The following is a 12267-nucleotide window of genomic DNA, read 5'->3' as shown; positions in this document are numbered from 1 at the left end:
GCAGAACTGTGAATTTTGACAGTAGGAACGCCTGTCTTTTTAAAGTGTGATAGGGCGATGCTGATCAGGCCAACACCTGGGCTTCGGCATTCCCAATCTGTTGAAAAGGAACGTTCACCATGTCCAAGTCATTCCCGGATGCCCTTGACCTGCCCAAGCCAAAGCTGCATGAGGCTGACGAAAATGGCAGTGTCGATTCACTCAAACTGTTGAACGGAGGCAACGTCAGCGTCTGCTACGACGATATGCAGGCAAATGACCTCATTACTCTGAACTGGCCGTTGGCAAGCAGCTCTTATCCGCCGATAGAGCCCCAGCATGGCGACGACGCAGGCTGTATCAACTTTCATATTCCTTCTGAATACATAGCCTTGTGGTTGGACAATTTCGCGTTGTTTACGTACACCGTCACTAGAAACGATGAGAGTCAAACCTCTTTACAAGGTGAGGTACGGATCAGTCTGCCTTCGAACTTGCCTCAGGCGCAAATTCTCGAAGCGATCGATGGCAAACTGGATCTTTCTTTGTTGTGCTGTAAAGATCCGATTCTTTACATTCCACCCTGGGCATTTGCCGGCACAATCCAAACGATCAACTGCTATATAGGCGGCATCTATCCGGATGGCTCCAAGGCCCGACTCTACCCATTCGAAGATGAACCGGTTACCGACGAAGACGTACGCCTTGGGTGGCGTCGAGTATTACCTCGGGAGTTGCTCCAGCAACTTAAACATGACAGCGAGCTGTATCTTGTGGCGTCCGTGCGCTTCAGCCGGGCTACTCCCTATAGATCGTTCCGCTCGCTTTTGTTGACGTTGCTCACCGAGCCTCACTTGGAGCTGTCGCCCCCTGAGCTCAAGGAAGCTGTACACACCGAGTTCGACGGCTGGGTGGTCAACCCGATAAACACGGTGAACGGTGCGCATATCGCGGTGGCTTATGAGGGCATGTGCAGCGGCGACACGGTTTGCCCGACACTTACCGGCACCCCAGGGCCAGGCACAGTCGAACTGGAATGTCGCCAACCGGTTGAAAGTGAAAGCAGCCTGGTGTTTGCGGTACCGCCCTCAGTGATCCGCGCCAATTTTGAGCAAGCCATTACGTTGACCTACAACGTCACGCGCTGCGATGGCAGCCATTGGTCCTCACCCGAGCGCCGAGTGAAGGTGCTGGGCATCATGGACTTGCCAAAACCGGGCATTGAACAGGCCACTGGCAACCGGGTGGACCTCAATACTTTTGGTGATGACGCAACGGCGATAGTGCCCATCTGGCATTACGCCATGGAGCAGGACTGCTGCTGGATGTGGGTAACCGGCACACTTGAGGCCGGCGACGCTTATCAGTTTTATATATTGGAAGGAGAGCCGCTTACTACCGCTTGGTTACGCGACGGAGTCGATACACCGATAGCCAGGACCAAGCTGCAAAAATTGGCCGATTGCAGTGAGTTTGAACTGCATTTTGCGGCGAATTTCAATGGGCTGTGCGACCTGGGCACGGCCATCGAGTTTCCTGTCCGGACCTTCAGCATCGAACAGGAAGCTCTGGTGCTGGTTGAGCCAACAGTGACGGAAGCGGTGCTTACCAACTTGACCGCTTACAATGGGCGCGACGGCGTACACGTCGAAGTGAAATACGCCGGCAGCAACTCCAAGCACTCCATCAGTGTCTGCTGGAAACGACCGGACGATACATGCTGGTTATTGCCCTCCAAACCTGGCAGCACGACGGACGCGGTGATCTGGTTGTTGCCGCCGGAAGCCGTAATCGAGAGTATGGGTAAGGTGGTGGAGATCACTTATACGGTCACCACCGCCTGTAAGGTGCAGACATCGCCGCCGTTGAATTTGAGCATCAGCCTTCCTGTGCGCCTGGAAACGCCAAACGTGCGGCAGGCTACGCCTCCCAGAACGCAAAATGGCATTGTGGATACGCGAACATTCGCCGGGAATGCCGACGCCTTCATAGATTGGATGTGGTTTTTGCGAGCAGGACACAAGTGCTGGCTTCGGGCGACCGGAATCGATAGGAGCGGCGCTCCCTACAGTTTTGTTGTTTATGCGGCTCGAACGATTACAGCTGCAGAAGAAGCGGCAGCGTCCGAGGTGGCGGCAACTGTACTGCGATCCGAGTTGGTAAAGGCGCAGGATCAGTCCTCCATGACCTTCACATGGAGCGTGTCGACTGACGGTTTGACTGAGAATGTGGTGTGTCCACCGCGCGTGTTGACCGTAGTCACACCACCTGAAATGCGTTACGAAAACTTCACAGGGCTGGCCACCAAACTGATCTCTGCCGGACAGAGCATTAGTATTCCAACGATGACCATTGCCTTTATTTCAGGCCCTGGACAAGCGGGCATCGCTTCATATTCATCGACCCCCGGAATGTTGGAAGGCCAGGCACTGGTTACTGCTTACGGCGCAGGGCAGGCAATTTCACCGCAACTTCTGCGCTTGACCTTAACCTTCAACTGTAAACGAGTGAGATTTGCTTACACATGGAAACACTATCCTATAATGATCACGTTCTATAGTCCGGAAGGTGGTTACTTGGGCGCGGTTAACCTCAATGGAAGCCCTATGAATGGTTGGGTAGATTTCTCGGCAACGGGGAGTTCAACTATTGGGAGGATAGACATCAGCGCAGGCGACTGGATGTATTGGGACTTCTTTACATTCTGGTTATAGTCACTTCCTGTAGCAAAAGCGCCCATGCTGATACGTGGGCGTTTTTTTTCGTACGTTCCTGCTTACCTTACTTCTGCCCCAGTATCTTCACCAACTTCTCCGGCGACGGCGGCCCTTGTTGTTGCTGCAAGCCAGTGCCTGCAACTTGCTGCCCTTGCCGGCGGCTTCGTGTTCTTCCAGGGTGGGGCAGTGGGGGTGCTGGACAGGTAGACGATGTGCGGCGCGTTGATGTCGCCGTCCTGAATCCAGTGCTTTTGGTCAGAACTGTCAATTCTGACAGTAGGCGCAGGCATGAAAAAAAGACTAACTAAAGGGGCGCACCTTGGCCGGACAAGTTGGCCAGGGATAAAAACACCTTGAGTACGGAATTCTCATCATGGCCAAGCAAACACCCGCTGAAACCCCTGAAACCTCACTGAACGCTGACAGCACGCCAAAACCACGGAGCCCTAAACCGAAAACGGCTAAGCCTGATGCTTTGGAAGTCAACGCCCCTTTGATTTCCAGCGAGGCCGACGGGATCGTGGTTCCCTCCGCAATGAGAGGCTCCTATCTGACCGTGGATTCACGTATGGACGGGTCAGACATCACCGTCACGGTCAGCGCAAAGGAGGCGCCTGAACTTGTACTTGAGAATCTGGTGGATTCGAGCGGTGAGACAGGGGCCAGGAAGATTGAAATTCCCTTGCGCTACTTGACGAGCCTTATGGGGTTCACTGCCAGTATTTCATACACAGGCAGGTCACAAGGCCAGCTCGCGGCTTCTCTGGTCAAGGAAGTGGGCATATCGTTCTACCCGGCAAGTGAAAGTGAAGAGCTCGCGCCTCGACTGCTTCACGAAAAAGTCCTGCATAACACGCCTACCTATGACATGAACGACCATGAAGGGAATGAGACGGTTCTCGTGCCGCTCCATCCTCTTGCGAAGGCGGGCGATAAGGTTTACTGCACAGCGGTCACTGAGCAAGATGCTCCTCCGCATGCGTTCTATACTGTACTTTACGACCATGTGTTGACTGAACAGGAGGTCGCCAGCGGTAATGCACTGCGCCCCGAAATTGCACGGGGCTGGCTGGCACGGCGTAAACCGTGGAGATCCATTACGCTCCAGTCTGCCTGGATCACCAGCGGTCTGCCGGCCGAACCCCCTGCTGATGTCGACCCGCATCTTGAAACGCGCCTACCGCGAAATGCGCTCGAAGTTCAGCGTCGCCGCACCGCTGCGTTGATCGTGGCGCCAGGTTTGGACCTGCCACCTCCCCATCTGAGGCAGTCCGTGCAATACAACGATGAGTGGTGCCTTAACCCCGAGAACACTCGAGAGGGAGGCGAGGTCACCGTTCCCGGCCTTGACACTTATAAAGGCGACGAGGTGACGTTTTATGTCAGCGGGCCCGGTTATCCCAAGAAGCTGCTTGGTCAGGTAACGGTTGAGCAGAGCGGGGTTCTGCCCACTATCAAATTGCCGGCCTGTGTGGTGGCGTGTTTTTTCACCAAGCCTATGACGCTTAGCTATACCCTTGGCTTCAACGACAATGAACAGTCTTCACCTGTACGCGCGATCAACGTCCTTACCCCAACATTTCCCCATGCGCTGATAGAGGAAGCTACTGGAACAACCCTTTGCCTCACGACGTTCAAAGAGGACGCCACTGTGATCGTGCCGGTGCCGGCCTACAGCTTGTGTTCGAGTTATTGCTGGATGTGGTTTGTGGGCAAGTATGAAGATGGCAGTGTTTACCGCTTCGATATTCTGGAACGGGTACCAATGACGGATGCCTGGAAGGCGAATGGTGTGGTAGCAGCTATCGCCAGGGCCGCGCTGCAAGAATTGGCTGATTGCAGCACGTTCGAACTGCACTTTGCGATGAGTTTTTGTGAGGCGTGTGATTTGGCAAGCGCGTTCGAATTCCCTGCCCAGACGTTCAAGATCGAGCAGGAAGCTCTGGTGCTGGTTGAGCCAACAGTGACGGAAGCGGTGCTTACCAACTTGACCGCTTACAACGGGCGCAATGGCGTACATGTCGAAGTGAAATACGCCGGCAGCAACTCCAAGCACTCCATCAGTGTCTGCTGGAAACGACCGGACGATACATGCTGGTTATTGCCCTCCAAACCTGGCAGCACGACGGACGCGGTGATCTGGTTGTTGCCGCCGGAAGCCGTAATCGAGAGTATGGGTAAGGTGGTGGAGATCACTTATACGGTCACCACCGCCTGTAAGGTGCAGACATCGCCGCCGTTGAATTTGAGCATCAGCCTTCCTGTGCGCCTGGAAACGCCAAACGTGCGGCAGGCTACGCCTCCCAGAACGCAAAATGGCATTGTGGATACGCGAACATTCGCCGGGAATGCCGACGCCTTCATAGATTGGATGTGGTTTTTGCGAGCAGGACACAAGTGCTGGCTTCGGGCGACCGGAATCGATAGGAGCGGCGCTCCCTACAGTTTTGTTGTTTATGCGGCTCGAACGATTACAGCTGCAGAAGAAGCGGCAGCGTCCGAGGTGGCGGCAACTGTACTGCGATCCGAGTTGGTAAAGGCGCAGGATCAGTCCTCCATGACCTTCACATGGAGCGTGTCGACTGACGGTTTGACTGAGAATGTGGTGTGTCCACCGCGCGTGTTGACCGTAGTCACACCACCTGAAATGCGTTACGAAAACTTCACAGGGCTGGCCACCAAACTGATCTCTGCCGGACAGAGCATTAGTATTCCAACGATGACCATTGCCTTTATTTCAGGCCCTGGACAAGCGGGCATCGCTTCATATTCATCGACCCCCGGAATGTTGGAAGGCCAGGCACTGGTTACTGCTTACGGCGCAGGGCAGGCAATTTCACCGCAACTTCTGCGCTTGACCTTAACCTTCAACTGTAAACGAGTGAGATTTGCTTACACATGGAAACACTATCCTATAATGATCACGTTCTATAGTCCGGAAGGTGGTTACTTGGGCGCGGTTAACCTCAATGGAAGCCCTATGAATGGTTGGGTAGATTTCTCGGCAACGGGGAGTTCAACTATTGGGAGGATAGACATCAGCTCCGGCGACTTTATGTTCTGGGACTTCTTTACATTCTGGTTGTAGCCACTTCCTGTAGCAAAAGCGCCCATGTTGATACGTGGGCGTTTTTTTCATACGTTCCTGCTTACCTTACTTCGGCCCGAGTATCTTCACCAACTTCTCCGGCGACGGCGCCCCTTGCTGTTGCTGCAAGCCCCCCTTGTCATCCAGATAGAAAATCGCCGGCGTCGCCGACAACTCCAGTTCCTCCATCAACTTCATATTGGCATCGAGCTTGGCCTCGATATCCGCCGGGATTTTGGCCAGTGCCTGCAACTTGCTGCCCTTGCCGGCGCCTTCGTGTTCTTCCAGGGCTTTTTGCGGGTCTTTGGCGGCTAACAGCGCGGCGGATTTGCCTGGGCTGTCTTCGCGGATGATGCCGACCATGATGTGGCGCAACTGCACCTTGCCGGCTTTTACCCAAGGGCGGGCTTGTTCCCAGAACATGTTGCAGTACGGGCAGTTGGGGTCGCTGAACAGGTAGACGGTGCGCGGTGCATTGACGTCGCCGTCCTGGATCCAACTGCTCTTTTCCATCTTGGCCCAGACTTCCTTGGACATCGGTGCGTACACCAGTTTTTCCAGGGGCGCGCTGCTCAGGTCGTTGCCCTGGGCGTCGTACAGGTTGCCGGCGATCACGCTTTTGCCGTCGGCGGTCAGGTACAGCGCCATACCGCGGTTCTGGTACTGCGCGGCGTAGCCGGTGAGGCCGCTGGGGGCGTCGAATTTGCCGAGGATTTTAGCGCCCTTGGCTTCGATCTGTTTGATCGGGGCCGGCCAGTCTTCGGCCTGGGCCAGGGTGGCGGCGAGCGTCAAAGGCAGCAGGGTCAGCAGGTGGCGGAGGCGAGGCATGTGGGTTTCCTTTGTGGGGCGGTGTCGAAGGGTTCCATGGCACGGGCCAGGCTGGCTTGGGACAGTTCACCCAGGTGACTGTTGATCAGGCGCCCGTCGGCTGTGTAGAACAGGGTGGTGGGCAGGGCCATGGAACCCACGGCCTGGCCGAGGCGCCCGCTGGCGTCGAACAGCACGTTATCCAGGTTCAGGCCCTGAGTGGCCAGGTACGTGCTGACGCTTTGCATGCTCTCGGCCTGGTTGACGAACAGGAAGGTGACGTCCGGGCGTTGGTGCTGCGCGCGTTCCAGCACCGGCATTTCCCGACGGCACGGCGGGCACCAGGTGGCCCAGAGGTTGATCACCAGCGGGCCGCCTTTGTAATCAGCCAGTTGCACTACATTGCCATTGGCATCGCGCAAGGTGATGTCCGGCAGTTGCGAGCCCTTGTCGTAAAGATGCAGGGACAGGCTGGCCATGCCCCAGAACACCAGGCCGCTGATTACCCCGGCACTCAGCGGCTTGCGCAGGGCCGGGCGCCGCCAGCCGTAGGCCAGCGCTCCCAGCACCAAGGCGATAACGCCGGGCCAGGCGAGAAAGCCGCCGTCGCGCAGGTCGACCATCTGCAGCCAGTCGTTGCGGTAATCGCTCCAGTACATCAGTACAAAGCTGACGCGCGCGGTCAGCATGCCGAGCAGGAACAGGCTGAACAGCACCGATTCGGGGTTTTCACCGCCACGTTTGGCCACGCGCCAGCCCACCAGGGTGGCAAGAATCAGCGCGCTGATCAGCAGGATATGATTCAAGGCGATGGCGAAGGTGCCGATGGTGAGGGTCAGCATCAGCGCGCGTCTCGGGTTTGCGTCCAGCGTTGCAGGAAGGCGGCGGCATCCACTTCGCCGGTGATGCGCTGGGCACGACGTTCTTCACCGTCCGGGCCGATCCACACGAAGCTCGGTGGCCCAGGGACTTTGTAACGGCCAAGCAGTTCGCGGCTGGCGGCGTTGTCGGCGGTAACGTCCAGGCGCAGCAGGCGCACGTCTTTCAAGGCATCCATCACTTCAGGTCTACCGAACACCTGTTTTTCCATGATCTTGCACGACACGCACCAGTCGGCGTAGTAATCCACCAGCACCCATTGGCCCTGGGCCTTGGCGCTGTCGAGCTGGCTTTGCAGGGCGGCGGGGTCGTTGATGGTCACGAACGCATCGTGCGCGCTCGCGGTGGTCGCGACCTGCGCGCCGCTGTAGACCTTCAGCGGTTGCCACAGCTCATCGCTGCCACCCGCCGCGCCCACTACCAATATCGCGCCCCACAGTCCCAGCAGCAGGGAACCGGCGCCACACACCTTGGCGGCCAGGCCGTATTCACGGGCCAGGGCCCAGCCACAATAGGCCATGACCAGCGCCAGCGCGCCCCACAGGCCGATCCACAGGCTTGCGTCGACCACCGGGCGGATCATCAGTACGGCGGTGCCGAGAAACAGGAAGCCGAAGATGCCCTTGAGCACGTTCATCCAGGTGCCCGGCTTGGGCAGGAACCGGTTGCCCACGGTAACCAGCAGCAACAGCGGAATGCCGATGCCGATACCCATGGCAAACAGGATCAGGCCACCGTGCAGCGCATTGCCGCTCTGGGCGATATACAGCAAGGCGCCGGCCAGGGGGGCGGTCATGCACGGGCCCACCAGCAGGCCGGACAACGCGCCGAGAATGCCGGCACCGACCAGGCTGCCACCGCTTTGCTTGCGGCTGACATGGTCCAGGCGATCGCGCAGGAAGGCCGGCAGTTGCAGTTCAAAGAAGCCGAACATCGGCAGGGCAAGGAGCACGAACAACGCGGCGAAACTGCCGAGGATCCACGGGGTTTGCAGCAGTGCGGCAAGATTGCCGCCGAGCAACGCGGCCATCACGCCCAGCGCGGCATACACCAGGGCCATGCACACCACGTAGCTGCTGGCCAAGGCAAAGCCGCGACGCGGGCTGGCACCGCTGCCCACCACCAGCCCGGCGAGGATCGGCAGCATCGGCAGCGAGCAGGGCGCAAACGCCAACAACAGGCCCAGGCCGAAAAAGATCAACAGGCTCCAGCCCAGGCTGCGCTGTTGCAGGCCGCTGGCCAGGCTCTGGTCCTGGGCCTCGGCGGTGGCGGCGACTGCCGGGTTGCCGCCCAGGTCCACGGTGATCGATTGCGGCGGATAGCACAGGCCGGCATCGGCGCAGCCCTGCCAGCCCAGCTTGACCTGGCCGGTGGCGCCGGCCGGGATCTTCACTTCCAGGCCCTGGCGATACACTTGCTGTTCGCCGAAGAACTCGTCGCTATGGGCTTCGCCCTGGGGCAACACAGGCTTCTCGGCCAGGCCGTCGAATTTCATGCGCTGCTGGTACAGGTAGTAACCGTCGGCAATCTGCCAGTACAGCTGGGTCTCGCCGCTTTCAAGACGTTCGGAGGTAAAGGTGAACGCTTTGCCCACCGGCAGGAAATCAGGTTTGGTCTCGAAAGGGTTGCCCGGCGCGGCCTGGGCCAGCCCCGCGAACAACACCAGCAGAAAGGTCAATAGATGCCGCATGGTCCAGCCTTAGTTCGATACAAGTGAGACACACAATGTGTGGCGTTGATTAACCGATGATTAACCAGGCGCTATTCTAGAGTGTAGAGATTCTATGGTGTTGCGAAGTTCGCGGCATAATGCGCGCTTAATCCGTGCCTTTTCTAATCACCCGCATCTTTCATGAAGGGTTCAGCATGCACGTACTGGTCTGTGAAGACGACGAACTGATCGCCAGCGGCATCGTGGCCGGCCTCACCGCCCAGGGTTTCACGGTCGAACGCGTGGGCACAGCGGCGGCGGCCAGGGCGATGCTCAGGGCGGCGACCTTCGACATCATGGTGCTCGACCTTGGCCTGCCCGACGAGGACGGCCTGAAACTGCTGCAACAACAGCGCAGTCAGGGCCTGGAAATTCCGGTGCTGATCCTCACCGCGCGTGACTCGGTGACCAACCGCGTCGACGGCCTGCAGGCGGGGGCCGATGACTACCTGCTCAAGCCCTTCGACCTGCGCGAGCTCGCCGCCCGCCTGCAAACCCTGCTGCGCCGCGTGGCGGGGCGCAGTGTCAACCTGATCGAACATGGCCGCCTGGCGTATGACCCCAGCAGCCGCGAGACTTTCCTGGGCGGCCAGCCGGTGGACCTGTCGCGTCGTGAACAAGCGCTGTTGCAGGCCCTGCTGCACAACAAGGGCCGTGTGCTCTCCAGCGAGCAGCTCAAGGACAGCGTCTACGGGTTCAACGACGAACTGGAAAGCAACGCGCTCAATGTGCATATCCACCACCTGCGGCGCAAATTGGGCAATGGCATCGTCGAGACCGTGCGCGGCCTCGGCTATCGCCTGGGCCCGGCCGATGCGGGAGAGGATGTTTCGTGATGAGCCTGCGCCTGCGCCTGACGTTCAAGCTCGGCGCCGCGTTTGTGTTGATCTGGGCCCTGGCGGCGGCCTGGATGCTCAACGACCTGCGCAACCAGATGATGTTTTCCCTCGACCAGCGCCTGGTCGCCTCGGCGCGTATGGTGGCCGGGCTGACCGAACAGATGCCGGGCCTGGCCAGCGTCGGTGCCGGCACCCATTTGCGCACCGAACAACTCAATGTACCGGGGGGCATGGCCTGCCAGGTCAGTTCCCTGCATGGCGAAATCCTGGCGCGCAGCCATACCACGCCGGATGAGGGGCTGGAGTCGCGCAAGAGCGGTTTTCGCGACCAGATGATCGATGGCGTGGGCTGGCGCAGTTTCACCCTGTCCCGTGGCGACTTGCTGATCACCACGGCCGACCGTCAGGTGGAGCGTGAGGCGCTGAACCTGTCGATCCTGCTGGCGGCCTCAGTGCCGGTCGGCGTGGCCTTGTTGGGGTGCCTGTGCTTGCTGTGGCTGGGCATCGGCCAGAGTCTGGTGCCGCTCAATCGCATGCGGGACGCCTTGATGCGCCGCAGCGCCGACTCGCTCGAACCGCTGCAGATCCACCCGCTGCCCAGTGAACTCAAGCCGTTGCTCGACACCCAGAACCAACTGTTGCAACGCATCGCCAAGACCATCGAGCGCGAACGCCGCCTGACCGGCGACGCCGCCCATGAACTGCGCAGCCCGTTGACCGCGATCAAGACCCACCTGCAAGTGGCCCGCATGACCGAAGGCGCGGCCCGTGACCAGTCCCTGGCCCACGCCGAGGAAGGCGCCGACCGCTTGCATCGCACCCTGGAGCAACTGTTGCTGCTGGCGCGGGTCGAGGGCAGCTTGTCGTTCGATGACGGGTTGCAGTCCAGCGCCGAGGACGTTGCCAGGCTGGCGATCCAGGACGCCAACGCCGGGGACAATTCGCGCATCGACCTGGTCCTGGCGGACAGCCTTGCCGCCACCCCGGTGGACATGCCCGTTGGCCTGGCCGTCGCGGCCTTGCGCAACTTGCTGGACAACGCTCTGCGCCATACTCCGGCCGATACCCGGGTGGAGCTGAAGGTGTCGTCCAGCGCTGACAAGGTGATATTCCGCGTGCGTGACCATGGCCCGCAGATATCCAGCGAAGACCTGCAATACCTCACCCAGCGCTTCTGGCGCAACGGCAGCAGCGAAGGCTGTGGCCTGGGCTTGGCGATCGTTCAAGCGATCGTCCAGCGCTGCGCTTGCTCGTTGACGTTCGACAGCCAGGCGGATGGCCTGCGGGTTGAATTGGGCATGCCGCTGCGACGCTGACTTTTCTGCAAGTGCCAAATAGTTACCGCCCGCTTGAAGCTCACGCCTTCAGGATGGCGGTAATTTTTTTGCGCTTGAAAGGGCCGAATGATTCGGCCCGTACTGAAAAGGACGGATCTTATGTTGGTCATCGATACCAGTTTCACTGCCAGGGACTTCAACGAGCGTAACGGCGAGCCGGTGGGGCAAATACTCTTGCATTACACCGCGGCGCCCTTTGTCTCGTCCTTGCGCACCCTGACCCAGAACGGGGTCAGCGCTCACTATCTGCTGCCCGATCCTGACGAACCGGCCTACCGCGCCGCCGGTTATGAAGAACTGCGCGTGTTTCGCCTGGTGCCCGAGGACAAGCGCGCCTGGCATGCCGGGGCGAGCCATTGGGATGGGCGGGATAACCTCAACAGTCGCGCGATTGGCATCGAAATCGTCAACCTGGCGCGCGATGACAAAGGCGTGTTCACCTTCCCGGCGTATCGCGAGCAACAGGTGGAGGTTTTGATTACGCTGGTGCGCGATATTCTGGAGCGTTATCCGCGGATCGGACCGCTGGATATTCTCGGGCATTCGGATGTGGCGTACTGGCGCAAAAGCGACCCAGGGCCCGAGCTGCCTTGGCGCTGCCTGTATGAGGCCGGAGTAGGCGCCTGGTTTGACGAGGCAACCCGAGCGATGTACCAACGCCGGTTTTGCCTGGGGTTACCGCCGGAGGTGGAGGTAGAGCGGGCCTTTCAGCGGTATGGGTACAAACCGGCGTGGAACCGCCAAGCCTTTGAACAGCGGACCCGGGCGTTTCAAATGCACTTTCGGGCGCGGGATTACGGTGGGCTTCTGGATGCCGAGACCTGCGCGATCCTGTACGCGCTGAATGAAAAATATCGCGGGCTTTAAATCGGAACACCTTCAAATGTGGGAGGGGGCTTGCTCCCGATAG

8 protein-coding genes are annotated in these 12267 nt (G+C 59.1%); 5 read left to right on the top strand and 3 right to left on the bottom strand.

The window, feature by feature from the left end:
* The first annotated feature begins 119 nt into the window (after positions 1-119).
* Both C4J92_RS18235 and C4J92_RS18225 read left to right on the top strand, forming a co-directional pair.
* Positions 120-2693, top strand: a complete 2574-nt coding sequence (locus C4J92_RS18235) for a hypothetical protein (protein ID WP_124404838.1) — start codon at positions 120-122, stop codon at positions 2691-2693.
* Between the two features lie 376 nt (positions 2694-3069).
* Positions 3070-5784, top strand: coding sequence for a hypothetical protein (locus tag C4J92_RS18225; protein ID WP_124404837.1), 2715 nt, complete (start codon positions 3070-3072; stop codon positions 5782-5784).
* Positions 5785-5850: 66 nt separating this feature from the next.
* Here C4J92_RS18225 and dsbG read toward each other — a convergent pair whose 3' ends face one another.
* Genes dsbG through dsbD form a run of 3 tightly spaced genes read right to left on the bottom strand, consistent with a single transcriptional unit; the run spans position 5851 to position 9160 of the window.
* Complete coding sequence (gene dsbG, locus C4J92_RS18220) at positions 5851-6612, bottom strand: thiol:disulfide interchange protein DsbG (protein ID WP_124367825.1); 762 nt, start codon at positions 6610-6612, stop codon at positions 5851-5853.
* A complete protein-coding gene (locus C4J92_RS18215) occupies positions 6588-7433 on the bottom strand; it encodes a TlpA disulfide reductase family protein (protein WP_124371394.1) in 846 nt (281 codons plus the stop codon). The genes dsbG and C4J92_RS18215 overlap by 25 nt, the downstream gene beginning before the upstream one ends.
* The gene (gene dsbD / locus C4J92_RS18210) at positions 7433-9160 is read right to left on the bottom strand and encodes a protein-disulfide reductase DsbD (protein ID WP_124404836.1); all 1728 of its coding nucleotides are present in this window, start codon (positions 9158-9160) and stop codon (positions 7433-7435) included. The genes C4J92_RS18215 and dsbD overlap by 1 nt, the downstream gene beginning before the upstream one ends.
* Positions 9161-9336: 176 nt before the next feature.
* Here dsbD and C4J92_RS18205 point away from each other — a divergent pair, with 176 nt between their 5' ends.
* The 3 genes from C4J92_RS18205 to C4J92_RS18195 all read left to right on the top strand — a co-directional run bounded on the left by C4J92_RS18205 (position 9337) and on the right by C4J92_RS18195 (position 12224).
* Complete coding sequence (locus tag C4J92_RS18205; RefSeq protein WP_124404835.1) at positions 9337-10017, top strand: response regulator; 681 nt, start codon at positions 9337-9339, stop codon at positions 10015-10017.
* Entirely contained in the window at positions 10017-11336 is a 1320-nt protein-coding gene (locus tag C4J92_RS18200; RefSeq protein ID WP_124371391.1) for an ATP-binding protein, read from the top strand. The genes C4J92_RS18205 and C4J92_RS18200 overlap by 1 nt, the downstream gene beginning before the upstream one ends.
* A gap of 120 nt (positions 11337-11456) precedes the next feature.
* On the top strand, positions 11457-12224 hold the full coding sequence (locus C4J92_RS18195) for an N-acetylmuramoyl-L-alanine amidase (RefSeq protein WP_124404834.1): 768 nt from the start codon (positions 11457-11459) through the stop codon (positions 12222-12224).
* Positions 12225-12267 lie beyond the last annotated feature (43 nt).

Source organism: Pseudomonas sp. R3-18-08, assembly GCF_003852065.1.
Lineage (GTDB): Bacteria > Pseudomonadota > Gammaproteobacteria > Pseudomonadales > Pseudomonadaceae > Aquipseudomonas.
The sequence above is the reverse complement of the archived record's forward strand: the minus strand, read 5'-3'. Positions and strand labels throughout refer to the sequence as shown.

Bases quoted from the DNA above. Each gene is read 5' to 3' on its own strand.
- dsbG (WP_124367825.1), bottom strand. From the start codon at position 6,612: ATGCCTCGCCTCCGCCACCTGCTGACCCTGCTGCCTTTGACGCTCGCC.
- C4J92_RS18195 (WP_124404834.1), top strand. From the start codon at position 11,457: ATGTTGGTCATCGATACCAGTTTCACTGCCAGGGACTTCAACGAGCGT.
- C4J92_RS18215 (WP_124371394.1), bottom strand. From the start codon at position 7,433: ATGCTGACCCTCACCATCGGCACCTTCGCCATCGCCTTGAATCATATC.
- C4J92_RS18225 (WP_124404837.1), top strand. From the start codon at position 3,070: ATGGCCAAGCAAACACCCGCTGAAACCCCTGAAACCTCACTGAACGCT.
- C4J92_RS18200 (WP_124371391.1), top strand. From the start codon at position 10,017: ATGAGCCTGCGCCTGCGCCTGACGTTCAAGCTCGGCGCCGCGTTTGTG.
- dsbD (WP_124404836.1), bottom strand. From the start codon at position 9,160: ATGCGGCATCTATTGACCTTTCTGCTGGTGTTGTTCGCGGGGCTGGCC.
- C4J92_RS18235 (WP_124404838.1), top strand. From the start codon at position 120: ATGTCCAAGTCATTCCCGGATGCCCTTGACCTGCCCAAGCCAAAGCTG.
- C4J92_RS18205 (WP_124404835.1), top strand. From the start codon at position 9,337: ATGCACGTACTGGTCTGTGAAGACGACGAACTGATCGCCAGCGGCATC.